The sequence below is a fragment of the Methylobacterium komagatae genome, assembly GCF_042661665.1.
Lineage (GTDB): Bacteria > Pseudomonadota > Alphaproteobacteria > Rhizobiales > Beijerinckiaceae > Methylobacterium > Methylobacterium komagatae.
On the sequence record NZ_JBHSWN010000001.1, the window covers coordinates 1712252 to 1737418 of the forward strand.

The 25167-nt window shown below is 66.8% G+C and carries 25 protein-coding genes and 2 pseudogenes; 23 read left to right on the top strand and 4 right to left on the bottom strand.

Going from position 1 to position 25167, the window contains the following annotated elements; all coding sequences use genetic code 11:
- Nucleotides 1–69: 69 nt before the first annotated feature.
- On the bottom strand, nucleotides 70–507 hold the full coding sequence (locus ACFQE0_RS08310; RefSeq protein ID WP_378968738.1) for a hypothetical protein: 438 nt from the start codon (nucleotides 505–507) through the stop codon (nucleotides 70–72).
- Between the two features lie 205 nt (nucleotides 508–712).
- Here ACFQE0_RS08310 and ACFQE0_RS08315 point away from each other — a divergent pair, with 205 nt between their 5' ends.
- The 9 genes and pseudogenes from ACFQE0_RS08315 to ACFQE0_RS08355 all read left to right on the top strand — a co-directional run bounded on the left by ACFQE0_RS08315 (nucleotide 713) and on the right by ACFQE0_RS08355 (nucleotide 7151).
- Complete coding sequence (locus ACFQE0_RS08315) at nucleotides 713–1387, top strand: cytochrome b/b6 domain-containing protein (protein ID WP_378968740.1); 675 nt, start codon at nucleotides 713–715, stop codon at nucleotides 1385–1387.
- Nucleotides 1384–2158, top strand: a pseudogene (locus ACFQE0_RS08320) (molybdopterin-dependent oxidoreductase). Before ACFQE0_RS08315 ends, ACFQE0_RS08320 begins: the two are co-directional and overlap by 4 nt.
- Nucleotides 2155–2922 (top strand): TIGR04282 family arsenosugar biosynthesis glycosyltransferase, encoded by a 768-nt coding sequence (locus tag ACFQE0_RS08325; RefSeq protein WP_378968743.1) that lies wholly within the window; start codon nucleotides 2155–2157, stop codon nucleotides 2920–2922. The pseudogene ACFQE0_RS08320 and the gene ACFQE0_RS08325 overlap by 4 nt, the downstream one beginning before the upstream one ends.
- Nucleotides 2919–4262, top strand: a complete 1344-nt coding sequence (locus tag ACFQE0_RS08330) for an MptA/MptB family glycosyltransferase (protein WP_378968745.1) — start codon at nucleotides 2919–2921, stop codon at nucleotides 4260–4262. The genes ACFQE0_RS08325 and ACFQE0_RS08330 overlap by 4 nt, the downstream gene beginning before the upstream one ends.
- A pseudogene (locus ACFQE0_RS08335) lies at nucleotides 4262–4561 on the top strand (radical SAM protein); the annotation flags it as partial. The gene ACFQE0_RS08330 and the pseudogene ACFQE0_RS08335, both read left to right, overlap by 1 nt.
- Before the next feature lie 89 nt (nucleotides 4562–4650).
- Complete coding sequence (locus ACFQE0_RS08340) at nucleotides 4651–5316, top strand: SPASM domain-containing protein (RefSeq protein ID WP_378968748.1); 666 nt, start codon at nucleotides 4651–4653, stop codon at nucleotides 5314–5316.
- Complete coding sequence (locus tag ACFQE0_RS08345; protein WP_378968750.1) at nucleotides 5304–6017, top strand: glycosyltransferase family 2 protein; 714 nt, start codon at nucleotides 5304–5306, stop codon at nucleotides 6015–6017. The genes ACFQE0_RS08340 and ACFQE0_RS08345 overlap by 13 nt, the downstream gene beginning before the upstream one ends.
- A complete protein-coding gene (locus ACFQE0_RS08350) occupies nucleotides 6014–6859 on the top strand; it encodes an aminotransferase class I/II-fold pyridoxal phosphate-dependent enzyme (protein ID WP_378968753.1) in 846 nt (281 codons plus the stop codon). The genes ACFQE0_RS08345 and ACFQE0_RS08350 overlap by 4 nt, the downstream gene beginning before the upstream one ends.
- On the top strand, nucleotides 6852–7151 hold the full coding sequence (locus tag ACFQE0_RS08355; protein WP_378968755.1) for a hypothetical protein: 300 nt from the start codon (nucleotides 6852–6854) through the stop codon (nucleotides 7149–7151). Before ACFQE0_RS08350 ends, ACFQE0_RS08355 begins: the two co-directional genes overlap by 8 nt.
- A gap of 30 nt (nucleotides 7152–7181) precedes the next feature.
- On the opposite strand, the gene ACFQE0_RS08360 is transcribed toward ACFQE0_RS08355, so the two are convergent.
- Both ACFQE0_RS08360 and ACFQE0_RS08365 read right to left on the bottom strand, forming a co-directional pair.
- Complete coding sequence (locus ACFQE0_RS08360; RefSeq protein ID WP_378968758.1) at nucleotides 7182–8108, bottom strand: LysR family transcriptional regulator; 927 nt, start codon at nucleotides 8106–8108, stop codon at nucleotides 7182–7184.
- 156 nt (nucleotides 8109–8264) lie between these two features.
- Nucleotides 8265–8534 (bottom strand): hypothetical protein, encoded by a 270-nt coding sequence (locus ACFQE0_RS08365; RefSeq protein WP_378968760.1) that lies wholly within the window; start codon nucleotides 8532–8534, stop codon nucleotides 8265–8267.
- 278 nt (nucleotides 8535–8812) lie between these two features.
- On the opposite strand from ACFQE0_RS08365, the gene ACFQE0_RS08370 reads away from it, so the two are divergent.
- The 10 genes from ACFQE0_RS08370 to ACFQE0_RS08415 all read left to right on the top strand — a co-directional run bounded on the left by ACFQE0_RS08370 (nucleotide 8813) and on the right by ACFQE0_RS08415 (nucleotide 20690).
- A complete protein-coding gene (locus ACFQE0_RS08370; protein ID WP_378968762.1) occupies nucleotides 8813–10186 on the top strand; it encodes an IS701 family transposase in 1374 nt (457 codons plus the stop codon).
- 735 nt (nucleotides 10187–10921) lie between these two features.
- Nucleotides 10922–12211, top strand: a complete 1290-nt coding sequence (locus ACFQE0_RS08375; RefSeq protein ID WP_378968764.1) for a glycosyltransferase — start codon at nucleotides 10922–10924, stop codon at nucleotides 12209–12211.
- Nucleotides 12208–12396, top strand: a complete 189-nt coding sequence (locus tag ACFQE0_RS08380; RefSeq protein WP_378968767.1) for a hypothetical protein — start codon at nucleotides 12208–12210, stop codon at nucleotides 12394–12396. Before ACFQE0_RS08375 ends, ACFQE0_RS08380 begins: the two co-directional genes overlap by 4 nt.
- Before the next feature lie 62 nt (nucleotides 12397–12458).
- Complete coding sequence (locus ACFQE0_RS08385; protein WP_378975379.1) at nucleotides 12459–12665, top strand: ferredoxin; 207 nt, start codon at nucleotides 12459–12461, stop codon at nucleotides 12663–12665.
- Nucleotides 12662–13981: an NAD(P)/FAD-dependent oxidoreductase gene (locus ACFQE0_RS08390; RefSeq protein ID WP_378968769.1), complete on the top strand. Its 1320-nt coding sequence runs from the start codon at nucleotides 12662–12664 to the stop codon at nucleotides 13979–13981. Before ACFQE0_RS08385 ends, ACFQE0_RS08390 begins: the two co-directional genes overlap by 4 nt.
- Complete coding sequence (locus ACFQE0_RS08395) at nucleotides 13974–15227, top strand: cytochrome P450 (protein WP_378968771.1); 1254 nt, start codon at nucleotides 13974–13976, stop codon at nucleotides 15225–15227. Before ACFQE0_RS08390 ends, ACFQE0_RS08395 begins: the two co-directional genes overlap by 8 nt.
- A gap of 631 nt (nucleotides 15228–15858) precedes the next feature.
- Nucleotides 15859–16032: a hypothetical protein gene (locus ACFQE0_RS08400; protein ID WP_378968773.1), complete on the top strand. Its 174-nt coding sequence runs from the start codon at nucleotides 15859–15861 to the stop codon at nucleotides 16030–16032.
- Between the two features lie 82 nt (nucleotides 16033–16114).
- Nucleotides 16115–17299, top strand: a complete 1185-nt coding sequence (locus tag ACFQE0_RS08405; protein WP_378968775.1) for a DUF3095 domain-containing protein — start codon at nucleotides 16115–16117, stop codon at nucleotides 17297–17299.
- Complete coding sequence (locus ACFQE0_RS08410) at nucleotides 17296–19032, top strand: patatin-like phospholipase family protein (RefSeq protein ID WP_378968778.1); 1737 nt, start codon at nucleotides 17296–17298, stop codon at nucleotides 19030–19032. Before ACFQE0_RS08405 ends, ACFQE0_RS08410 begins: the two co-directional genes overlap by 4 nt.
- Nucleotides 19033–19712: 680 nt before the next feature.
- Complete coding sequence (locus tag ACFQE0_RS08415) at nucleotides 19713–20690, top strand: 5'-methylthioadenosine/S-adenosylhomocysteine nucleosidase (RefSeq protein ID WP_378968780.1); 978 nt, start codon at nucleotides 19713–19715, stop codon at nucleotides 20688–20690.
- A gap of 189 nt (nucleotides 20691–20879) precedes the next feature.
- Here the strand turns inward: ACFQE0_RS08415 and ACFQE0_RS08420 are convergent, their stop codons facing one another.
- On the bottom strand, nucleotides 20880–21674 hold the full coding sequence (locus ACFQE0_RS08420; protein WP_378968782.1) for a winged helix-turn-helix transcriptional regulator: 795 nt from the start codon (nucleotides 21672–21674) through the stop codon (nucleotides 20880–20882).
- On the opposite strand from ACFQE0_RS08420, the gene ACFQE0_RS08425 reads away from it, so the two are divergent.
- The 4 genes from ACFQE0_RS08425 to ACFQE0_RS08440 all read left to right on the top strand — a co-directional run bounded on the left by ACFQE0_RS08425 (nucleotide 21674) and on the right by ACFQE0_RS08440 (nucleotide 25055).
- Nucleotides 21674–22465: a VOC family protein gene (locus tag ACFQE0_RS08425; RefSeq protein ID WP_378968785.1), complete on the top strand. Its 792-nt coding sequence runs from the start codon at nucleotides 21674–21676 to the stop codon at nucleotides 22463–22465. The genes ACFQE0_RS08420 and ACFQE0_RS08425 overlap by 1 nt on opposite strands.
- 155 nt (nucleotides 22466–22620) lie before the next feature.
- Nucleotides 22621–23013: an SRPBCC domain-containing protein gene (locus ACFQE0_RS08430; RefSeq protein ID WP_378968787.1), complete on the top strand. Its 393-nt coding sequence runs from the start codon at nucleotides 22621–22623 to the stop codon at nucleotides 23011–23013.
- A gap of 5 nt (nucleotides 23014–23018) precedes the next feature.
- A complete protein-coding gene (locus ACFQE0_RS08435) occupies nucleotides 23019–23639 on the top strand; it encodes a dihydrofolate reductase family protein (protein WP_378968789.1) in 621 nt (206 codons plus the stop codon).
- Nucleotides 23640–23711: 72 nt separating this feature from the next.
- Nucleotides 23712–25055 carry an IS1380 family transposase gene (locus ACFQE0_RS08440; RefSeq protein ID WP_378968723.1) on the top strand — a complete coding sequence of 448 codons (1344 nt, stop codon included), beginning with the start codon at nucleotides 23712–23714 and terminating at the stop codon, nucleotides 25053–25055.
- The last annotated feature ends 112 nt before the right edge of the window (nucleotides 25056–25167 follow it).

Here is a 25167-nt window from a genome sequence, read left to right on the forward strand (position 1 = left end):
CCTGACGCCGGCGAGGGCGCCCAGCTCACCCGCGACTTCCTCAGCCGCGTTACCGATCGGACCGTCCGGCTAGTGAAACGGCTTGGTCAGCCCAACGCGGATGCTCCTGTCGGGCGCGAGGGCACGCTCGGCGGCCTCATCCGCGGTCGGGAATTCGCGCAGCTGCTCCGGCGTGAAGTCCAGCACGGCGAGATGCTCACCGAGGAGCGCGACGGCCTCGACGGGCACGGCGATCAGCCTCGTGCCGAAGCCGAGAAATCCTCCGAACCGAACGACGATGTCGACTCCGCCTCGCGCGTTCTGATCAACCGATGCCACGCGTCCGAGCACGTGCTGAGCTGGAACCGGCTCTAGCACCTGACGACCGATGAGGTCGCCGACCCGGACCGGCTGCGGGTAGCGGCGGGCGGACTTGTCCGTGAGCGTCGAGGTGGCGACGGCCGCTTCGGAGACGATGGCGGTCGAGACCAGTGCAGTCAGGGCGATCACGGATAGGCGAAGGGTCATGGGGATGCTCCGTCGGCGCGCGGCGCACAAGCGTCGGTCTTGGCACCGAAGGGGCTTCATGATCGGCCAGACCAGCTTGTTTTAGCAAGATGTGACGAGGCCCCAACAACGATAATATTTGTGCATCTTCACGATTACAAAATGTCATCATTCTTATTTCAGCTCGCATGGTAACGAACCGCGTTTTCACGACGAAAAGGTGGTTATGAGCGTGACAATCTCCCATCACTTCGCCTCTGGCGGAAAACGGCTGCATCCCTGGCCGGTGCGGATCATGCACTGGATCAACGCGGTCGCGATGATCGTGATGATCGGATCGGGCTGGGGCATCTACAACGACTCGGTGATCTTCGGATCGCTGTACTTCCCGCAGCCAATCCGGCTGGGCAGCTGGGCGGCCGAGAGCCTACTCTGGCATTTCGCCGGGATGTGGGTGCTGGCCCTGAACGGCGTCGCCTACCTGGTCTACGGCTTCGTCACCGGACGGTTTCGCGAGCGGCTTTTCCCGATCCGTATCGCCGACTTGATCCAGACCGTGCGCGAGACGCTGCGCTTCCAGATCTCGCACGACGATCTCACCGTCTACAACGCGGTCCAGAAGATCCTCTACCTCGTCGTCATGATCGCCGGGGTGACGCAGGTGATCACCGGTCTGGCAGTGTGGAAGCCGGTCCAGTTCTCCTGGCTCGTCGACCTGTTCGGCGGCTTCCAGGGTGCGCGCCTGGCGCACTTCCTCGGCATGGCCGTCATCGTCGGCTTCCTGCTGGTGCATGTCACTCTGGCCCTCCTCGTGCCCCAAACAATCTGGGCGATGCTCAGCGGCGGTCCGCGCCTCGCCCCGTCCCGCCTCCGGAACCCCACCCTTGGAGAGCATCGATGAGGTCGCTGTTCCGTCCCCAAACGCTCCCGAACCCGCGGATCCTCGACGACCACCGTCCGGAAATCCGTTCACTGGAGCGGCGCGGTCTACTGCGGGGCGGCCTTTCGCTAGGGGCGCTGACGATGCTGACGGGCTGCGACGTCGGCGATTCCAGCGCCATCGGCAAGGCCTTGCGAGCGGTCTCGACCCTCAACGACGGCGTCCAGGCCGCCTTGTTCGATCCAAACAAGCTCGCTCCCGAATATCCCGAGAGCCAGGTGCTCAAGCCGCCGCGCTTCAACGCCTATTATCCGATCGAGGAGCCTGCGCCCGGTGAACGGCGAGACCTGGCGCCTCGAAGTCGCGGGCCTCGTCGAGAACAAGCGTCCCTGGACGAGTCAGGACATCGCGGCATTGCCGGAGAAGGAGATCATCGTCCGGCACATCTGCGTCGAGGGCTGGGACTATATCGGCCAATGGTCGGGCGTGCCCATGCGGACGTTCCTTGAGCGGATCGGTGCCGACCTGAAGGCCAAGTACGTGTCCTTCAGGACCGCCGACGACTATCCGAGCAGCATCGACATGGCGACCGCTCTGCACCCGCAGACGCTGCTCGCGACCAAGTACGCCCGTGAGACGTTGCCCGACCCGTTCGGCTACCCCTTACGCCTGCGCACGTCGACGAAGCTTGGCTTCAAGAACCCGAAATGGATCACCGCGATTGAGGTCGGTAACGTCTACCAGGCCGGCTATTGGGAGAGCCGCGGCTTCAACTGGCATAGCGGCCTGTGAGCGCCGCCGACCGCCCCGCGGCCGACGGCACGCGCTCTCCGACCTGCGCCATCGGCATCATGGCGAAGGCGCCCCAGGCCGGCCGCTCCAAGACCCGCCTGTGCCCGCCGCTGACTCCGGACGAGGCCGCCGCGCTCAGCGGAGCTTTCCTCCGGGACACCGCCGCCAACATCGCGGACGCATCGCGATCCGCGCCAATCGCCGCCTACGCCGCCTATGCGCCGCGCGGGACGGAGGCCTTGATCGCAGCCCATGTCGGTGCCAAAACTGGCCTCGTTCTTGCCGACGGCACAGCCCCGATGCCCGGGGACGTTCAGGGATTCGGCCGCTGCCTGCTTCACGCAATCAAGGGCATGCTGGAGCGCGGCCACGCGGCGGCCTGCGTACTCAGTTCCGACATCCCGACCCTGCCGACGCGCCTCCTGATCGAAGCGGCCGAGCACCTTCTCGCCCCAGGCGATCGGGCGGTGCTGGGAGCTTCTGACGATGGCGGCTACTACATCCTCGGGCTGAAGGCGGCGCATGCCGAGATGTTCGCCGACATCGCCTGGAGCACGGCTTCGGTCGCCGAGGCGACACGGGAGCGGGCGCGCGGGATCGGCCTCCCCTTGATCGAGCTCGATCCTTGGTACGATGTCGATGACGCGCCGTCCCTGTCCGTCCTGATCGCCGAGACCGACGGCTACGCGGCTCCGGCCACACGGGCGGTCCTGGGCGAACTTGAACGAACCGGGGGTCTCGCAGAGCTCGTGGCCCTCGCATGACCTCGCCGCTGGCACGTCTGACCGGCCTCGGTCTTCTGCTCGCCCTCATCATGCTCGGTGCGCTGATGCTGCACGTGCCCGGCGCCGACACCGTCGGCTCACCGGAGCGGGCAAATATCTTCGTCGCCGTGCTGGCCCTAGGCGTCGCCGTCTATTTCGTCGCCGTACGGCTCGTGCTGCGGACCATTCTCCCGCCTCAGGCCTTTTGGATCATCATCGGCATCGCATTCGCCCTACGCGCGGCGCTGCTGCCCTCGCTGCCGTTCCTGTCGAGCGACATCTACCGCTATGTCTGGGACGGCCAGGTCCAGGCCGCCGGCATCAATCCCTACCGCTACCTGCCCGTCGATCCGGCACTCGCGCATCTGCGCGACCCGGCGGTGTTTCCCTGGATCAACCGCGCGACCTACGCGCTGACGATCTACCCGCCGGCGGCCCAGGCCGTGTTCGCCCTCGTCGGCGTGATCACGCCGACAGTGCTCGGAATGAAGGTCGCCATGGTCTGCTTCGAGGCCTTGGCCGTCCTCTGCCTCCTCCGAGTGCTGGCGCTGGCACGGCTCCCTCGGGAACGCGTCCTGCTCTATGCGTGGAATCCCCTCGCGCTCTGGTCCTTCGCCTGCGACGGCCATGTCGACGCAATCGCCATTGGTCTGCTGGCCGTGGCGCTCCTGTGCCGGGCGCGGGCACGAGAAGGCCTTGCCGGCGCGATGCTGGCGGCGGCTATTCTAGTCAAGTTCCTGCCGGTGGCCGCGGCCCCCGCCCTGTTGCGCGGCGGGCGGTTCTGGAAACCGGTGCTGGCCGGCCTCCTCGTCATCGTCCTCCTATACGCACCCTACCTCTCGGTGGGCTCAGGCGTCCTCGGCTTCCTCTCCGCCTATGGTGACGAGGAGGGCTATCGCTCCGGCAAGGGGTTCTGGCTGCTGTCCGGCATGTCCCATCTCGTGCCCCTGCCGGACGGAGCGGGACGGATCTACCTGATCTGCGCCGCGATCCTGCTCGGGGCCCTGGCCTTCTGGATCGCTCGCAGGCCGGCCTTGCGGGGGCCGGCCGCGACCATCGCCCTGTGCCGGGACACCGCGATCCTCGTAACCTGCACCACCGCGGCGGCGAACCCCCATTATGCCTGGTACTACGCCTGGCTTGCCCTGCCGGCGGTCGTCGCGCCGATTCCGGCGGTGGTCTGGCTCTCGGCCGCGCCGGTCCTGTTCTACGTCGACCCCTTCAACGAGCGGTTTCTCTGGCCAAGCCTCGTCTTCGTGCCCGCGCTCGCGCTCGCCCTTCGCGGCCTGCTCCAGGCCCGCGCCGTCACCCCAGTTCCAAGCCCGGAAGGACCGCGCTGATGTCAGCCTCCGCTGCGATCAAGGACCCCCGCCGCTACTTCGAGGAGGTCGGTCGAGAACGTTCCGGCGCTACGGAGAGCGCGCCGGTCTGCCTCTACCTGGAGGTGACGAACCGCTGCAATCTCCTCTGCGAGACCTGCCCGCGCACGTTCGAGGAACTCGAGCCGCCGGCCGACATGAGCTGGGAGCTGTTTACCCGCATCGTCGACCAGGTTCCGAATGTCGCCCGCGTGGTCCTGCATGGGGTCGGCGAGCCGATGCTGGTCGCGGACCTGCAGCGGATGATCCGCTACCTCAAGGACCGTGGAACCTACGTGTTGTTCAATACGAACGGCACCCTGATGCAGCCCAAACGCTTCCAGGAGCCATCGATACGGGCCTCGACGAGTTGCGCGTCTCCCTCGATGCGGCAGACCGCAAGTCCTACGCGAAGGTGCGCGGCAAGGACTTCTTCGACCGCATCGTGCGCGATGTCGGCAAATTCATCGCCTTCAAGAAGCAGGTCGGAGCTGCGACTCCCGCTGTGTCGCTGTGGCTGACCGGCATGAAGGAGACGGTGGACCAGCTCCCTGCCTTCGTCCGCCTCGCCGCCACGATGGGCGTCACCGACGTCCATCTCCAGCGCCTCGTCTTCGACGAGGTCGGGTACGGCATGGCCCGCGCCGACCTGTCGCTGTTCGAGTCGACGCAAGGCGAGGAACTGGCGGCGATCGAGGCGGCGCAGGCTCTCGGACGTGACCTCGGCGTCAGCCTCGACGCCTCCGGTGCCACCGAGCCCGGCATGAGCCTGAAGCGCCAGAGCGAGGACCAGCCCTGGGCGACCTGCCGAAGGCCGTGGTCGCTGATGTACTTCACCGCTCATGGCCGGGCCTTGCCCTGCTGCATCGCCCCCTTCTCGGTGCGCGGCTACAGCAACTACACGCTGGGCGACGCCACCCAGCAGAGCCTGCGCGAGATCTGGAACAGCCCGGCCTATCGCGACTTCCGCACCTCGCTCCTCTCGAGCGCGCCGCCCGCGCCCTGCCAGAATTGCGGGATGCGATGGAGCCTGTAAGCGTCGTCATTCCCACGCTGAACGAGGCCGGCTCGATCGGCAGCGTCATCCGCGAGATCCCAGCAGCCTATGCCGGCGACATCATCGTCGCCGACAGCGGCAGCCAAGACGGCACCGCCCGCATCGCCCGCGAAGCGGGGGCGCGGGTCATCGACGGAGGACGCGGCTACGGCCGTGCCTGTGCCCGCGGTGTCGCTGCCGCCGATCCGGCGAGCCGCGTCATCGTCTTCATGGATGGCGACGGCGCCGATCGTGGCGACCTGATCGCGACGATCGCCGGCCCGGTGCTGCACGGCGCACGGGATTTCGTCCTCGCCTCCCGCACACGTGGAGATCGAGAGCCCGGCGCCATGCTCTGGCACCAGGTTCTGGCTGGTCGGCTGGCGGGCTTCGGCATCGGCGCGCTCTACGGCGCGCGCTACAGCGACATGTGCGCCTTTCGCGCCATCGAGCGCAGCGCGTTGCAGGGGCTGGCCCTGCGCGAGATGACCTACGGCTGGAACATCGAGATGCAGATGCAGGCGGCTCGGGCAGGCCTGCGTATCGAGGAAGTGCCGCTGCCCTATCGCTGCCGGATGGCCGGCGACTCCAAGGTCGCGGGCTCGGTCAAGGGAACGATTCGGGCCGGGACCAAGATCGTCACGACGTTCCTGCGCGTGGCCGCGACGCCGGCACCGCCCCACGGGGTGGCGCGACCGTGAGAGAGCCCTTCGCCCTGGCAAACTTCCTGAGCCGGTGGGTCCCCTCGGTCCGGCACGACCTCGCCTCCTCGGATTCCGAGACGACGACCCTCTCCGACCTCCTCGATCTGGCGGGGCAGGACGATCTCGAGCGCTGGCACGAGCTCGGCTTCGGCTACCTCGACCCGCGCGGGGCGGAGTGGCTGCGGCACACCGTGGCGGCTCGTCATGAGCGGCTGGCGGCCGACGACGTGGTCTGCTGTGCTGGGGCGCAGGAGGCACTCGCCGCGGTGGTGGCAGCGCTTTTGACTCCGCACGACCATGCGGTGGTCGTGCTCCCGATCTACCAGCCCTCCGAGGAGGCTGTCACCGCGCTCTGCACCGCCACGGGCGTCGCGCTCCGCGCGACCGATGGCTGGTGCCTCGATGTCGGCGCGGTCGAAGCCGCGCTCCGGCCGCAGACAAAGCTCGTCCTGATGAACATGCCGAACAGCCCCACCGGCGCGACCCTCGACGCGGCGACCATGGACGATCTCGTCGCGCTCTGTCGCCGCCGCGGCCTCTGGCTCGTCAGCGACGAGGTCTATCGGCATACCCTGGACCGCTCGCACGGGCTTGGTGCAACCCCTGCGGTCGCCGACCTCTACGAGCGCGGCATCTCCATCGACAGCCTGTCGAAGGGGTATGGGCTCGCGGGGCTCCGCGTCGGCTGGATCGCGTGCCGCGATCGGCGGCTCCTGGCCGCCGCCCTCAATGCCAAGAACCGCATGTCGAGCTCGCCTGTCCGCGGCGAGCGAGATCCTGGCCCAGGTGGCCCTCCGCGCGGAGGACCGCATCCTTGCCCGCAGCCGCTCCGTGGGTGAGCGGAGCCGCGCACGCCTCGATGCCCTGATTGCCCAGCATCCGGAAACCTTCGGGGCGGATGCCTCGCACAACCTCGCCTTCGCCTTCCCACGCTATCTCGGAACCGAAGGCGCTGACCGCTTTGCCAACGATCTCGCCGGCCGGGCCGATATCCTCGTCCTGCCGGCGAGCCTGTGGCGCTCGCGGCTGGGACAGGTCCCGACAGATCACCTGCGCATCGGCCTCGGCCGTCTCGGGGCGGTTCCGGCTTTCGATGCGCTGGATCGATACCTCTTCGTGGCTGTGCAGTAGCGTGACTTTTGGCCGACCCGCGAACCGCCTTCAGATGTGTGGCAGCTCGCCCGCGCCGAGCCTGTCCGGCTCCATTCGGTCGTTCGTCCAGACGTAGCGGTCGAGTGCCGAGAGCAGGGCCGCCATCGGCGGCGACGGACGTCGCTGGGCGATCGTGACGATGCAGACCTCGCGCGAGATTCCAGGGTCGACGACGGGCAACTGCACGAGGCCGGGGACCGTCGCCGAAAACGACGGCAGGAAGCAGACGCCCATGCCGGCCGCCACCATGCTCTGGATCCAGTCCTCGCGCTCGCTACGATGAGCGCGCCGGATGGTGATGCCGCGGTCGGCCAGCATCTGCGCGAGGCGGTCCCGGTACTCGCAATGGATGCGCTGGAGGTAGATCTCGCCCTCCAGGTCCTCCGGCGTGACCGCCTTCCGTGCGGCGAAGGCATGGGTCGGTCCGCAGGCAAGAACGAAGGGCTCCTCGTAGAGCACCCTCGCAAGGAGCGGCGGCTCGAATCCGTCGGGATCGGAAATGACGGCGACATCGAGGTCGCCGCTGCGCAGGAGATCCTTGAGCTCGGATGACATCCCCTCGATCAGCGTCAGCTCGATGCCGGGATGCGAGACGCGGAACTCATTCAGGAAGCCAGTGAACCGGACCGGTCCGACGGTGCACATCACCCCGAGCCGGATCGGTGCACCGGTCAGGCTCAGGAAGCTCTCGGCAGTGCGCTTCGCCTCTCCCGCCTGGACGATCATCTCCCGCAGGCTCGGCTCGAGGAGGCGGCCGAGATCGGTGAGATGGATGTTGCCTCGCTCACGCGACACCAGCATCCCGCCGAGCTCCTCCTCGAGCTTGCGAATCGCGCGCGTCAGCGCGGGCTGGGTGATGCGGCAGGCGGCTGCGGCTTTGGTGAAGTTGCGCGTCTCACCGACCGCCAGAAAGTAGCGGATCTCGTGAAATTCCATTTCCCTGACCTTCCGTGATCTCGCCTTCGCCAGCCGGCTCCGGCAGAGCTTCCCGCGCGGGAGCGATTGGAACGTTGGCGGATATCGCGATTTCTGCGGCCTTAGCGGGCGTAAGGCAAAGAAGCGGCGAATTGGGGCCGTTATCCGTAAACGATCTCAGCAGCCGGTGCATACGGCCGCGCGCACAACTCGGTCGAGGCGCCTGTCGGCTGGTGCCCGAACCATTCCGAACACCGGACGGGTGTTCAGAACGGCACCGGAGACCTTTGTCGCTTGATCGGCGACCATATGACGGAACAGGATTGAAGCCGCCGGAACCGGCAAGGGCCCGGGCTGTTTCGCGGAGGCCGGACCGACGAACAGGGCGAAGGCCGTCGCGTGGGTCAGGGCGGCGGCAAGTAGCGCGGCGCGACGAACGGCGATCATGGCATGTCTCCTGGGAATCTGCCGGGAATTCGCAGGTGGGGGCCACGCGTTACGCGACGAACGCGAAGGCCGTGCGGTCTCGCACCTCTGGGCGGTTGCTTCCGCGTCACGCCGCTGGCCCCGGCGCCGTGATCAGAGGGCGGCGAAGTGGTCGTAAGCGCATGCGTACTCTCGGCGATCTAAGCTCGACTTTGGCCAATTTGACGGGCGGTTGAGGGGTGGGGTGACGAAGCGGACATGACGGGTAGGTTCGGGGCGTCCCGACCAAGAAACACCTGATGCCTGATCTGCCCGCCCGCTTCGCCGAACTCATCCTGGCGTTCGCGCCGCTGTTCGTCCATCGCTCGTGGCGACACGCTCAGGTTCTACTGATCGGCGCGATCCTCACCCTCGGTCGGCGCACGGTGACCAGCGTCCTGCGGATCATGGGCCGTGCGCAGGAGCGACGGTTCGTGAACGTCCACCGCGTCCTCGATCGGGCAGCGTGGTGCCCGCGCACTGGCAGCCGCATCCTGCTCGGTCTCTTAGTCAACGCGTTCGCGCAACGCGGCCCCGTGGTCCTGGGACTGGACGACACGAGCGAGCGCCGCCGCGGCAAGCGGATCACCGCCAAGGGCCTCTACCGAGATCCGGTTCGCTCCTCCAACAGCCATTTCGTCAAGGCGAGCGGGCTGCGCTGGATGAGCCTGATGCTGCTCGCCCCACTCCCTTGGGCGGGGCGCGTCTGGGCGCTGCCGTTCCTGACCGCGCTGGTGCCGTCCGAGCGTGCCTGTCGCGAACGAGGCCGTCGGCACAAGCCGTTGCTCGACGTCGGACGTCAACTCGCCCTCCAGGCCCGCCGCTGGCTACCGGGGCGCGACCTCGTGCTAGTCGGTGATGGCGGCTTCTCGGCCCTGCTGTTCCTCGACGCGATGCGCCGTGCCCGCATAACAGCGATCACCCGCCTACGGCTCGACGCAGCCCTCTACGACCCCGCTCCGCCGCGGTTGCGCGGCACGATCGGACGCCCGCGCACCAAAGGCGCACGGCTGCCGACGCCAGCCGCAACCCTCGCGTCCAAGGACACGCGCTGGCACGCAGTTGTGGTGCCGGGCCGGTACGGAGCAGGTGAGCGCACGATCGAGATCGCCCCGGACACCGCAGTGTGGCGGCACGGGGGCCTGCCCGTCGTACCGATCCGCTCTCGTACTCATCCGCGATCCCGAGGCGCGCTTCCCGCCCCAGGCCCTGCTCTGCACCTATCCGATGCGCGAGCCCGCGCAGATCGTAGGATGGTTCGTGCAGCGCGGGAACGTCGAGGTCACGTTCCAGGAAGTGCGCGCCCACCTCGGCGTCGAGACGAGAGCGGCAGTGGTCCGACAAGGCGATTGCCCGCACCACGCCCTGCCTACTCGCCCTGTTCTCGATCATCACACTGCTGGCTGCACGGCTCCCGGCCCGCCAACGGCGACGCATCGCAGCCGCCGCGTGGTACCCAAAACCGCGCCCGACTTTTGCCGATGCGCTCGCCGCCGTGCGCTGTGCGATCTGGCGCGAGAGGACTTTGGCAACATCACCGCGCCGACGCGCTCGAACAAAACACCCCTTCCGATTGCCTGCACCCTGGCTCTATGCGCTCTGCCACGCCGCATGAATGGCCAAAGTCGAGCTAAGTCCCTGGTCGAAGCGCATAGGAAAAGCGCTTATTCACACCATGCACGATCGCTCGCCACTGCACGGATCTGGGCACGCCCAAGCAAGAAGGCGGATTGTGTCGCTAATTTGCAGCGGCATACGAGTGTCGCCCCGGGCACGGGAATCGTTGCTCCATGCAACAAAGATCGTGGTCGGGGCATACACGATTCTGAACCCACCACTCGGTGGGCCACTGCTCTTTTGCGCACGTCCTTGATCGTTCCGGATGCCACAGCCGACACTATCGCGCCTTTGGCAGGGGACGGCTCAAAATAAGCAACGCCTATGATTTCGATGCTTAAAAGGCATGAGCATCGAGCCTGCGCAATGGCTAAGCTGGAGATCTCATGACCCACTGAACGAGGATCGATACATTTATGGGAAACTCGAACGTGGCACGCCGCCGATTGTCGCGATGAACGTTCCGATGCCGGCACTTGGGCAGTCGAACGTGACAGCGCCAGTCGTTGCCTCAGCCTTCGATGCCCGACCGATGGATCCACCCGGTCCCACGGTGTGAAGAGGCCTCGTCGCAAACCGCGCCGGATGTCGTCGCGCGCATGATGACTGGCGAAGGCCGGCATTAGACCGCGTCCGAGCAAGAGGGCGGAACAGGGTGCGGAGGCGCACGCACGAAACAGCGCCGGCGTAACCATTCGATGTCCAATCGCGAGAACCCAGCATTGCAACAGGTGAACCGAGGACGTTTCGCCATGAAGGTGCTGATCGCAGCCACGGCCCTGACCGGGCATATCAATCCCCTTCTCGCCGTCGGCCGGCGGCTCACTGCGCGAGGGGATGATGTCGTCGTGATGACCGCCGAGCGGTTCCGGACGAAGATCGAAGCATCCGGCCTCCGGTTCGCGCCGTACGACGACGGCGACGCCGCCGAGTATCGGGAGACGGCCCTGCCAGCGGGCCCGGAGCGCTACCGCATCGAGTTCGCCCGCCGCTTCATCGATCCCATTCCTCTGCAGACCGGGGTGTTGCGGACACTGATCGCCGCGGAGGAACCCGACGTCATCATCGCCGGAAGCATGATGCTCGGGGTTCTGCCGCTGCTGCTCGCGTCTGACCGACGTCCACCAATCATCGTCCTGAACGTGAGCTTCCTGTTCCTTGATCGGCCGGACCAAGCGCCCGTCGGCCTCGGTCTCCCGCCGGCGCGGACCGAGGCCGAGCGCACCCACTATGCCCTTCTGAAGGTCGGCATGGACGCGGCGTTCGCAGATCCCGTCCGCTCTGCTACGGACACGCAGCTTGCGCGCCTGGGAGCCTCCTCCCTGCCGGCCTCGCTCCCGCACTCGATCGCCGTCCTGCCGGACCTGTTCCTCCAACCAACCGTTCCAGCCTTCGAGTATGATTTCGGACGACTGCCGCTCAATCTCCGCTTCGTCGGTCTGCTCCCGGCGCCCAAGTCTGAAGCCCCGCTGCCCGATTGGTGGCATGCGCGCGATCCCGCCAAGCCCGTCGTCCTGGTCACACAGGGCACGTTGGCAAACGCGGATTTCGGCGAGTTGATCGAGCCGACCCTGGCTGCCCTCGCCGACCGCGACGATCTCCTTGTCGTCGTCACGACAGGAGGGCGCCCGGTCGAAGCCCTCGAGATGCCGCTGCCCGGCAACGCTCGCGCGGCCTCGTTCCTGCCGTTCGACGCTCTCCTTCCGCAGATCAACCTTCTCGTCACCAACGGCGGCTATGGCAGCGTCTCGCAGGCCCTGGCGGTCGGTGTGCCCATCGTCTCCGCGGGGCTCACCGAGGACAAGGCCGAAGTCGGTGCCCGCATCGGCTGGGCAGGAGCGGGCCTCAATCTCGCGACCAACACCCCGACGCAGGGCGCCCTTCGCACGGCGATCGACACGGTTCTCGGGAGTCCCCGCTTCCGAGCCCGCGCCGCAGCCCTAGCGCGCGACTTCCAGGGGCTGGATTCGAGCCGGCAGATCCTCGACGCGATCGACGAGGTAGTTGGGGTGCACGCCGCGGTCGAGGAGGCCGTCGCATGAGCGCGCTCACGTTCGTCAGTGATCTCGGAGCCGATACGAACCGGCCATGGGCGCTGCGCGCGCCGCGAGTGGTCGGCTTCATTGCCGCTCTGGTTCTGGTCAGCACTACGCGCCTGCCTTGGACTTCCGTCGCCCGCCTGGTTCCGCAGGCGGACGATCACACCGATCCCTTCATCGGTATCTAACGATGAGCGAGGCACGACCCATGACGCATGTCGCCGATGCGACGCCCGGCCAGCCCGCTCCCCTGCGGGTCGTGGTCGACCTCAACCGATGCCAAGGCTACGCGCAATGCTGCTACGCGGCACCCGGGGCCTTCGAAGTTCGGGGTCACGAAATCCTGTTCTACGATCCTGCTCCGCCGCGCGCGCGACGAGGTGAGATCGAACGGGCCGTCCAGGCCTGCCCCGTCCGCGCCATCAGTCTTCAGGTCGACTTCGGAGAAGCACCGTGAGCACAGCGGAGTCGGCCGGCTTCGTCGTCGTCGGCGCCTCACTCGCCGGCCTCCGGGGCGCGGAGGCCCTGCGCCGCAACGGCTACGCCGGACGGCTGACGATCGTCGGCGACGAACCACATCGTCCCTACGACCGCCCCCCGCTGTCGAAGCACGTGCTGTCGGGCGCGTTGACACCGGACGCCACCGCGTTGCCGGAACTCTTCGCCCTTGAGGCCGACTGGCGCCTGGGGCATGGAGCCGTCGCCCTTGAGCGCGATGCGCACCGGATCCGCCTCGCTGATGGGGCGGTGCTCGCCTACGAGCGCCTGCTCGTCGCCACCGGCGCGCAGGCGCGCCCCTGGCCCGTACCCTCCGGTGGCGGGTTGGCCGGGATCTTCACGTTGCGCGGCCGGGACGATGCCGCCCGCCTGCGAACCGCGTTGGCCGAGGGGCCCCGCCGCGTCCTCATCGTCGGCGCTGGTCTGATCGGTTGCGAGGCGGCGTCCTGCTGCCGCGATCTCGGACTGCCCGTCACGCTGGTCGATCCCAACCCGACGCCGCTCGCCCGCTCGCTGGGCACCTGGGTCGGCGGCGTGATCGCGGATTGCCTGAGGGATGCCGGCGTGGCCTTTCGCCCAGGCGCACAAGTTCTTCGCTTCGAGGGCGATCCGGCGGGTCGGGTCGTTCGTGCCCATCTCGCGGACCGGAACGTGGTGGAGGCCGACCTCGTGATCGTGGCGCTCGGCGCGACGCGGGCCACCGAATGGCTTTCGGGCGCGGGGCTGATGGCCGATTCCCGCGGCGTGACCTGCGACGGCGCCTGCCGGGTCCTCACCACGGATGGGACGCCATGTCCGGACATATACGCGGCCGGAGACGTGGCGCGCTGGCCGAACCCCCTCTACGGCGGCCGGTTGATGGCTGTGGAGCACTGGGGCAACGCCGTCGCGCAATCCGCGCACGCCGCCCGCAACATGCTGGCGCCCGCCGAGGACCAGAAGGCCTACCGGCACCTGCCGGCTTTCTGGTCGAGCCAGTTCGGCATCAACATCAAGGCCGTGGGCCTGACGGAAGGTGCGGACTCGGTCGCGATCGTGCAGGGTTCGCGCTCGTCGCATCGCTTTCTCGCTGTCTACGGTCGCGCCGGCCGCAGCATCGGTGCCGTGTCGTTCGATCAGGCGCGGTGGCTTCCCGCCTATGCCGAGGCGATCGAGGCCGGCCAGGCATTTCCACCGATCCGCGATGCGAGCGACCAGGGCGAACTCCTCTCCAGGGCACCCGCCTTCCCGCCGCCGCGTGCCGATTCGCATCCCATCGAGGCACGCCATGGCTGAGGACACGCTGTTTTCCGAGGTGCTCGACCCCGCCAACCGGGCCGATCCCTATCCGATCTACGCGCGGCTTCGCGAGAATCCTGTCGCGCTTCAGCGCGACGGCAGCATCGTGGTGAGCACGCATGCGGCCATCCGCAGCCTGATCTTCGATCCACGCCTCAGTTCCGAGGACCTGCCGCCCTCCCACCGACCGCGTACCGGCAACCCACTCAAGGATTGGTTCCTCAATCCGATCAAGGACCGCATCGCCACGGCCCATCGCCCGCTGATCTTCCGCGATCCGCCCGATCACGACACCCTGCGCCACGCCGTGATGCGCGAGTTCTCGGTGGCCCGGGTGCAGGGCCTGAAGCAGCGCGTCGTCCGGGACGTGGACGCCCTCATCGACGCATGCCAAGGGCGCGAGGAGGTCTGCCTCGTGGAGGATCTGTCCTATCCGCTCCCGGTCTCGGTGATCTGCGACATGCTCGGCGTACCGGAGGCGGACGAGCCCCAGTTTCAGGCCTGGGCGACGCAACTGGCAACCGCTCTGGAGCCCGATGCCCGCCACGACGAGGCCAGCCGGCACCGGACGGTCGCGGCCTTCGACGCGATCTCCGGCTACATGCGCGCCCTGATCCGCGAGAAGCGGCGACGGCCAACGGCCGACATGCTCAGCGCACTCGCCGCACCGGGTCCCTCCGGCAAGCCGGTGATGGGTGATTTCGATCTGATCTCGACGGCGATCCTGTTGCTGGTGGCGGGCCACGAGACCACGGTGAACCTGATCACCAACGGCATGTTGACCCTGCTCCGCCACCCCCGAGAACTGGAGCGCCTCCGCGCCGATCCCGAGCGCGCGCCGCGTGTCATCGAGGAACTTCTCCGCTACGAGCCACCCGTACATTTCCGGACCCGAAAGGCCCTCGGGGCGATCGAGATCGCGGGACGCACCATCCCGAAGGGCGCGCCGGTCATCCTGCTCTTCGCCGCCGCGAACCGAGACCCGGACCGCTTCAGGGAACCGGACCGTTTCGACCCGGATCGTGAGGACAACCAGCACTTCGGTTTTGGCGGCGGGTTGCACTATTGCATGGGTGCGCCGCTCGCGCGGATCGAGGCCGAGATCGCCCTGGTGGCCCTCTGCCGCCGCCTCGTCGCTCCGCGGCTCTTGGCCGATCCGCCTCCGTATCGTCCCGGTGCGTCCCTGCGCGGTCCCGAGACCCTCGGCATCCGAATTGGAGGGATTGCGGTAGGGATTTCCTGAGGAGGTGCTTCGGTGAAAAGCGTCTCCTGGGCACGGGTTGCCCGATATGCCTCAATCCAAGCTGCCTCAGGGCGCAGCGAACGCGTTCGAGGCGCCCCTGATGAATGATTGCAAGCCGACGCGGACAGGCATGGTTGTGGTCTGGAAACGCCGATCCGCCGGCGTTCGCCGCAAGGCAATTTTGCCCATGAATAGGACCAGCCTGACGTCTCAGCGGAAGGGCGACTGAGTCCTCATCCCGGGGCAAGCACGCAGAGCAAGGCATAGAAGCCCGACCCGGTGTCTGCAGCGATCTTGCCTTTGTAGAGTTGGTTGATTTCCGATTCGGTGATTTGAATCGGGATTGGTATCTGCAGGGAATCTGATCGCCACGATACCAACTCGGCATTGTACGGACTAGCCATCGAACCGCTACCGCGAAGCGGGGCAGGTCGCCTCGGCGTCAATCCGATGCGTGAGCGGCTTGCCCTTTCGAGGTCACAACTCTTCCTAAGGATGTGAGACATGAAGCGCACGGCACTCGCGATGGGGTTCTCAGTCATCGTGACGGGAGGATCCCCGGTTCTGGCTCAAACCTACGGATCGATCGATGCCTACGGCTCGAAATTCGAGCTCGACACCGTTCGAGAAGATGGAAGCGTCCGTCGCCGTCGCATCCGACAGGAACGGCCGCAAATTCAACGTCGTCAAAGCACCGAATGGAAAAATGATGGTCCTGCTCCCGGTGGAGAAAGTGAAGAATTTCTCGCCTTATGCCGACGACTCGGAGATGATGTTCGGCGGCACCAAAGGTTCGACCCGATAGTTCGTCGCGGCTCCGGGCTCGTGCCTTCCGCGTTCGACAGATGGAGGAGGCGGCGACCGGAGCTTCCTGGGGGTGGCGGGCGATGCGCCAGCACGTGAGCCTTCGGGGCATCGGAGAGGGCGACCCTCCATTTTCCTACGCGTCCCTGCCACATTTGCGGTACTTTGCCGACGTCCTCGACGAGAGCCGGTACGCGCCTGTGCCGAACGACTGGGCGGTCGGTCTCTGCGACGTGGTCGATTCGACCGGTGCGATCGCGCAGGGGCGCTACCGCGCCGTGAATTTCGCCGGCGCGGCCGTGATTGCTGCGGTCCGGAATGCGCTGAAGGGTGTTCCTTTCGGCTTCGCCTTCGGAGGCGACGGCGCGAGTATTCTCGTGGCACCGTCAGATCGCGCGGCGGTTGGCACAGCGCTCGCCGCCACGGCGGCTTGGGTCCGCGCAGAACTCAAGCTCGACTTGCGTACGGCCTTGATCCCCGTCGCAGCCCTGCGGGCCGCTGGAATGGACCTGCGGGTAGCCCGCTACTCCGCGTCCGAACATGCCGACTACGCGATGTTCACGGGCGGTGGTCTGACTCTCGCCGACACGCTGATGAAGCGGGGCGACTACACCCTGGAACCCACAGCCGACGGACCGCGGCCGGATCTCACCGGATTATCCTGCCGCTTCGAGCCCCTTGCGGTGAAGGACGGGGTCGTTCTCTCGCTGATCGTCGTCCCGAGGCAGGGTGCAGATCGCGTCCGAGTCCGAGAGACCCTCGCGGCAGTGTTGTCCGCGGTGGAGGCGAGCCCGGCCGCGGGGCGGCCGCTGCCGCCACAGGGACCATCGATGCGCCCGCCCTGGTCGGGCATCGAGGCGGAGGCCGCCGCGGCGGGCCCCCTTGCCGGATCGCGCATCCTCCGGCGCGTTGCCGTCTTCGTCCGGGCCTGCCTCGCCTATGCCGTGTTCCGGATCGGCCTGCCACTCGGCGGATTCTCACCACGCACCTACCGCCGCCATCTCGCAGCCAACGCCGATTTTCGAAAGTTCGACGACGGCCTTCGCCTGACCATCGCCTGCCCCCACGCGACCGCTGATGCGATCGAAGCGCAGCTTACCGCCGCCCGGGCAGCAGGCCTGCTCCGGTTCGGCCTGACCCGACAGGATTCGGCCGTGGTGACCTGCATCAGCCCCTCGGTGATGAGCGCGGGCCACGTACATTTTGTCGACGGAGCCGACGGTGGCTATGCACGAGCCGCGCAGCAGCTGAAGGCCGACCTGGCATGAGCCTTCGCGACATCCCGTTTCTCGCTGGTTTGGACCCCGCAATCTCGGAGGCCGTCGCCGCCAACATGGTGTCCCTCGCAATCCCCGGCGGAGCCACGCTCTTCGATGAGGGCGATGCAGGCGACGGGCTGTATACGCTGGTCTCGGGATGCGTTGGGATCTCGATGCGCGATCCGCACACCGGCACCCTGAAGCGGATCGCCCGCCTCAACCCGCCCGAGACCGTCGGGGAAATGGCCCTGCTCTCCTCCGCGCCGCGCTCCGCGACCGCGACCGCCCTGCGCGACAGCCATGTTCTGTACCTAGCGCGGCCGGCCTTCGAACGAATCATCGCGCAGCATCCGGAGACGCTGCTCTACTTCAGCCGTCTGCTCGTCGAGCGCTTGCGAAGCGTTTACGAGGGCAGGCCCCTGGACGACCGGCCGCGCACCTTCGCGGTACTGGCCGTGACGGAAGGCCCTGCCACGACCGGGTTCGGTCATCGCCTCGCCGAAGCGCTCGATGCCGTTCTGCCCGGCACGACCGGATGCCTCGCGGACTGGCCGGCCGAGGCGGACGAGGCGTGGTTTCACGCCTTCGAGGCGGCGCATGCCCGTACGATCTTCGTCGCCCAGCAGATCGACTGCCCCTGGTGCCAGCTCTGCCTGCGCCATGCCGACCACGTCCTGCTGCTGGCCGCGGCCGGTGCGCCGCCGCGACCCGGGGTGGCCGAATACGTGGCCCGCATCCGTTCCGATTGGGTGGAGACGGACCTCGTCGTCTGCCAGGATGAGGCGGCGCGCCTGCCACGACCGCTCCATCCGGAGATTGCAGCCCTTTCCGCCTCGCTCACCATCCATGTCCGCCAGGGGCGTGCGCCCGACTTGGTCCGTCTGGCGAGGCTCGTCAGCGGCTGCGCGCGTGGGCTCGTCCTCGGCGGGGGCGGGGCGCGTGGCCTGGCGCATCTCGGCGTACTCGAGGTTCTCGAAGAGGCGGGCCTGACGATCGACCTGATCGGGGGCACAAGCATGGGGGCGATCATCGCCGCAAGCGTCGCCATGGGATGGAACCTGGCTGAGATCCGCGAGCGCACGATCGAGTCCTTCGTCGGGCGAAACCCACTCAACGATTACACGCTGCCGTATCTTGCCCTGACGCGTGGTGCGAAGGTCGATGCCGGGCTCGCCGAACGGTTCGGAAATGCCACGATCGAGAACCTGTGGCTGCCGTTCTTCTGCATTTCGTCGAATCTGACCACCGGCAGCGCGATGATCCATCGCGCGGGCAAGGTCGCGGCTGCCCTGCGCGCCAGCATCGCAATTCCGGGCCTCCTGCCGCCGGTCTGTTCGCCCGAGGGCGTCCTCGTCGACGGCGGGATGATGAACAATCTTCCCGCCGACGTAATGGCACGCCTGAAGCGCGGCCGGGTTCTCGCGGTGGATGTCGGGAGCGACCTCGCGTTCCAGTCCATGCCGATGCGGTCCTGGCGCGGCCGCACCCTGCGTCGCTGGCTCGGTGCTCCCGACGCGATGCCCGCGATCGCCCCTCTGCTCCTCAGGGCCGCAACCGTCTCGAGCGACGCCCAGAGCATGATGGCGGTCAGCCAGGCGACCGTCGTGCTGAAACCAGCCCTTGCCGGCGTGGACCTTCGCGCCTGGTCCAGCTTCGAGAATATCGCCGCGCTCGGGGCGGAATGTACCCGTGACGCTCTCGCGTCCGGTCGACTTGCGGCCTGGGCCGATCCTGGCGAGTGAATCCGTCACTATCCGTCACTGCCGAGCATGGTGATCGTGCGGGTTCACCGCGATAGGCCGCCGCTCAGGTAGCGCGCAGCCCTGGACCACTTCTCCAAGCATCGACAATGGGAGACCTGTCATGATCACCATCATCCGCCCGTTCCTCGTCGGCCTCACCTTGATGGGATCGGCATCCCTCGCCAACGCCCGAACACCGAGGCCGCCGCTCGACCAGTAGGCGCCGCCCTTCCCACCATGACGGCCCTGTTCCGCCACCTGGCCGTCAGTCAGCGCCGGGACCGGTTGTCGTAGGTCGTGTCGGATCCGTAGTGCGCTGGGATGTCGGCCTAAGGATACGTCCGTGGTTTGCCGCTGGAAGATCGTGAGCCCCCGCCGGTCGTGCACACGATCCTCGTCATGTACGTCCGTCGGCAGATCCGTCTTGATCAGCGCCATTCCGCGTCCGTCAGATTAAGCGGCGCCATCCTCGTTCATCCGCTCAGAGGCCCAACGACGCCTTGCCCAAAGCATGCCAGCTGTTGAGGGTTCACGACTTGGACCGCCGGCCGCGGCCTGAAATCATTTTGTAGCTTGAGGCCAGCATTGAACCTCGATGGCCGGGGAGAAGCGCGTGCCACACCCCAAGCCTGTGGCCGACCGGGCCTCACGCTCTCAATCCGGACGGAGCCAAGATCCAAATGAAACATGACATCAGCGCCGGCTCTGTGGCCCAACGTCGGAGCATTCGTGCCGCGCTCGGAAGCATGACTGCGACGCTGCTCATGCTGGCGTCCCTCGCCACTTTCGCGCCGGCCAGCGCCGAGACAGGCGCCAGACACGGCTCGCGCACGGCGATCCTGTGCGCCTACGAGCCGGAATGGCAGGCGCTGTTGCCATCGCTCACGGACCGGCAAGATGCGACGTATGCTGGTGTGACCTTCGTCCTCGGGCGGATCGAGGGCACGCCAGTCGTGCTCATCGAGAGCGGCATCAGCCAGGTCAACGCGGCCATAGCCACACAGACCGCGATCGACCACTACAACCTCGACGGCATCATCGTGATGGGCATCTCGGGCGGGGTCGACCCCGATCTGCACGTCGGTGACGTCGTCGTCCCGACCCAATGGCGCGAATATCTGGACTCCGTGTTCGCTCGGGAGCAGAATGGCCAATACACCTTGCCGAGCTACTTCGCGGTGCCGCAGACCGAGCACTTCGGGATGATCTTCCCGCAGCCCGTGCGGATCCAGAAGCCTATGGGCGGAACCGATCTTCACACGTGGTTCCCGGCGGATGCCCGTCTTTTGGACGCTGCTCGGAAGGTGTCGGCCGACGTGACTCTGGAAAACTGCACGGCCGACCGCAAATGCCTGCCATCGAAGCCCCGCGTGATCGTGGGCGGCAATGGCATCTCGGGGCCGGCCTTCGTCGACAACGCCGCTTTCCGTGAATTCACGCGCCGCGCCTTTCAGGCCGAAGCCGTCGACATGGAGGCCGCTGCGGTGGCGCACACCTCCTACATGAACAAGGTGCCGTTCCTATCGATCCGCAGCTTGTCAGACCTAGCTGGCGGGAATGCCGGCTCGAACGAGATGGAGGCTTTCCAGAGCCTGGCATCTAGGAACGCCTTGGCGGTTCTGCGCGCGCTCCTCGTACAACTGCGGTCTGAACGATAGCCGATTAGAGACAGTCCTCGGTCCCGAATGCATAGCCGCTTTTGGGTCGCGCTCCGTAGCGCAGCGGCAACCGAATTGGACTGGAAGCGGCGCGTCCGCACCCGCGAAGATGCGTTCCGGATTGCCTTCGTGCAGCTTGCTCTGCAATCAGGTACGGCGTCAAATCCCAGCAACCCGCTAAGTCGCTCCTCAAGAAATCTTGGCCGGCAGATAGAAGAGATCGACGAAGGACCGTGCGAGATCGGCCTCGCCAACGAAAGCAAGCGTGCCGCCTGCACCGTCTTTGGCTAAGGGCGCCTTGCCATAGATCGTGCGGCGCATCGCCATCGTATCTCCGGTAAAAGCGAGGTTGGATGCCTCTATGGCACCACGGCTCACAAGGATCTCGCCGCCAGTCACCGTCGCGCCAAAGTCCTCACCGGGAAAGTGGAAAGCGACCGACACTGGGAGTTCTGCAGCGCGCTTTCGGTCGATCAGGGCTTGGAGCGACATCATGGCTGAGGCCGCCGACATGAAGAGGCTCCGGTCATGCCGCGGCGAGCGAGCCGCCCAGCGACCCAGGTCGCGCATCAGCGGCCCGGCTTCGCGGCCCCACTCCGTCAGATCGTAGACCTGCACGTTGGCCGGTGATGGCAATCGATAGCGCTGGACGATGCCTGCATCTTCCAGGCTTTCCAGGCGCTGGGTCAGAACGTTCGCGCTGATGCCCGGGAGGTTTGCCCGGATCTCACCGAAGCGACGCGCACCGAAGACCAGTTCGCGCATAATCAGCAACGACCAGCGCTCGCCGACAAACTCCAGGGCGAGCGCAGTGCCGCACGCGTCGTCGTACCGACGCTCTCGTGGCGCAGATGCCTCGTTAGTTATTTTATCTAACTTCATGGTTGTCTTGTGTAACCGAGAATGCCAGCCTTGGCAAAGCGGAGCCTTCAGCGGTGCCGCGATGCGGACGACGGGCCCATCGACATGGAGGAATACGCTCAATGCCAGCTGTCGAGGGTACACCCATCTGGTTTGAACTGAACGCGACGGACCAGGACGCGGCGCAGGCCTTCTACCAGGCTATCACCGGCTGGTGCGTCGCGCCGTCGCCAATGTCCGAGCATGGTGGCTACCGGATCGCCGAGGCGGACGGACGCCCCGTCGCAGGGATCCGGCAAACGATGCCGGAGGCGCCCGGCTTGCCCGGCTGGGTGGTCTATCTCGCGACCCGCGACGTCGACGCCACGGTCTCTCGGGTGGTGGATCTCGGCGGCCGGATCCGGTTCGGGCCTGTCGACATTCCCCATGTCGGGCGTTTCGTCATGGTCAGCGACCCGCAGGACGTGGTCTTCGCCCTGATGGCTGCGACGAGCCCCGGCGAGAGCCGGGCTTTTGGGCCGGTGCCCCTCGGGATGGAGCAAACCCTCGGGCACGGCGTCTGGATCGAACTCGCGACCCCTGATCCCGAAGCTGCCTTCGCGTTCTACGGAGCGCTGTTCGGCTGGGAGAAGCTCGGGGCCATGCCAATGGGCGGGATGGGCGAGTACGCCTTCATCGGCCGGGGCGACTTACGGCCTGGCGCCGTGATGTCGAGTGCCGCTATTGGAGCGCCATCCCGTTGGAACTGGTACGTACACGTGGCCGACATTGATGCCGCGCTCGCGACGGTCCGCGATAAGGGCGGCACGGTGCTTCAGGGACCAGATCCGATCCCCGGAGGCAGCTACTCAGCCAACATTGCCGATCCGTCAGGCAACAGACTCGGGCTTGCCGGCCCGCGCCAGGCAGCGTGAACGGAGGCTAGCGATGACGAACGAGACGCTGATGCACGCAGGCAGACAGAGTGCGCCCGCGGCCAGCAAGGCACGCACGACGGTAGAGAGGGCATCGGACAGGGGCTCGCCGTCATGCGAATTGTCGACGGCCCGGCGCAGATCGTCTTCGAAGCATGGTCGAGGCCGGGCTGTTCCAGAAATGGTGGGTGCCCAAATCCTGTGGCGTCTCCCTGATCTCCTTCGAGGCCGACATCGTCACGGGTGGAGCGTACCGTCTGCTGATGGGCCACCCCTCAGCGGAACGACCCATGGCGTTCTTCGGCCGATACATCGAGGTGGCGCCCCATACCCGCCTCGTCTGGACCAACGACGAAGGGGGCGAAGACGGGCCCATCACCACAGTGGCGTTCGAGGACACTGATGGCGCGACACGCATCGTCGTGCACGAACTCTATCCCTCGAAGGAAGCGCTTGATGACGCCGTAGCCTCCGGAAGCACCAGCGGGTGGAGTGAGCAATTCGAACAGCTGGACGAGCTTATCATCAGCCTGGACGCGAAGGTCTGATCGCTATGAGCAAGGTGCGCGTAAGAGGTTTCGCCGTGTCCGTCGACGGCTTCGGGGCCGGCCTGGACCAGAGCATGGAGCATCCGCTCGGCAAAGGCGGGCCGGAGTTGATGCGTTGGTTCTTCCCGACGCGAGCCTTTCGATCAATGATCGGGCAAGACGGCGGGACTGACGATCGCTTCGCCGAAACCGGGATGGAAGGTTTTGGCGCCTTCATCCTCGGCCGCAATATGTTCGGCCCGATCCGAGGCGAATGGCCGGACGACGCCTGGAAGGGCTGGTGGGGCGACAATCCCCCGTATCATGCGCCGACCTTCATCCTCACCCATCACGCTCGCGCGTCCATCGTGATGAAGGGCGGGACGACCTTCCATTTTGTGACCGGGGGGATCGAGGCGGCGCTCGCCCAAGCCAAGGCCGCCGCTGGCGACTTGGACGTCAAGATCGGAGGTGGCGTGTCCACCGTCCGGCAGTATCTGCTCGCTGGGGCGATCGACGAAATGCACCTGGCGGTGTCGCCCATTGTTATGGGCCGGGGCGAGCACCTGTTCGCAGGCATCGACCTGCCGAGCCTAGCCCGTCTTATTCATGAGGGCAGTGGATCTGAGGTGGCGAGCGTAGCGTAGGCCATTGATATGGCTTAGGGATTGGGTGCTGTTGCCAAGCCTTCAGACCGCATCGAGCCCGCCACGCCCGCCATGTCCGATCCTACGTGTCTCCCGTTCGCGTTTCCATCCGTCTGGGGCAAGAAGCTCACGGCTGCGTTTGACGGCGGACGCCTGACCTCGGACGGCGGCGTCCTGCTGCTCGCCCAGGCTGCCCGACGGTTGGGCATCGCCGAGAAGCTCGCCGCGGTGATCCCGGACCGGCGTGATCCGAGCCGGGTTCTGCATCCGTTGCCCGAGATCCTGCTGGCACGCATCCTGGCCATCGCCTGCGGGTACGAGGATGCCGATGACCTCGACCATCTGCGCGCCGATCCAGCCTTCAAGCTCGCCTGCGGCCGCCTGCCCGACAGCGGCGCGGACCTGATGAGCCAACCCACCGTCTCGCGGCTGGAGAACACGCCGGGCCTGCGCGACCTCATCCGGCTCGGGCGGGTGCTGGTCGACCTCTACTGCGCCAGTTACGCCGTGCCGCCAGCCGCCGTTACTCTCGACATCGACGACACCTGTGATGTGGTGCACGGCCAGCAGCAACTGTCGCTGTTCAACGCTCATCACGCTGAGCGCTGCTTTCTGCCGATCCACGTCTACGACACCGCCACCAGCCGTCCCGTCGCGATGATCCTGCGCCCGGGCAAGACGCCCTCGGGTCGCGAGGTGCGGGGCCATCTGCGTCGGCTCGTCCGGGCGATCCGCCGCCACTGGCCGAACACCGCGATCACCATCCGGGGTGACGGCCATTACGGCCGGCCGGAGGCGATGGACTGGTGCGAGGATAATGGGGTCACCTACGTCTTCGGCCTGACCGGCACCAAGGCGCTCGCCGCCAAGGTCGAGGACACCGCCGACCCTATCCGGGTGGCGCGGGCCATCGACGACAAGGATGCGGTGCGCGGCTTTGCCGAGACCACGCACGCGGCCAAGTCCTGGCGACAGCAACGCCGCGTCGCTGCCCGCATCGAGGCCACGCGGCTCGGCCTCGACATCCGCTACGTGGTCACGAACATCACCACCGGCACGCCCGAATGGCTCTACGCCGACCTCTACTGCGCCCGCGGTCAGGCCGAGAACCTGATCAAACTCCACAAAACGCAGTTGGCCTCCGACCGCACCTCCTGCCGGAACCCTGCCGCCAACCAGATGCGGCTCGTGCTGCACACGGCGGCTTACTGGCTGATGCTGACCGTCCGCGACGCCATCCCGAAGACCCATCGTCTCGCCAGAGCCGAGTTCGCGACGATCCGGCTGCGGTTACTCAAGCTCGGGGCCCGCATCCGCGAGACCGCTGCCCGTGTCCGTCTTGCCTTCGCTGCCGCCTGTCCCGAGGCCGACCTGCTACGCCACCTCGCGACCGCGTTTGCTCCGGCCCCGGCCTGAACCACGGGGCTGTGACGCCCCGACGAACCCGCTTCCATCCCTCCAGCGCCGACAGAACACTCCAGATCCACACGCGTCAGAACAGACGTGCGATCCCGCTCGCCATCAGCCC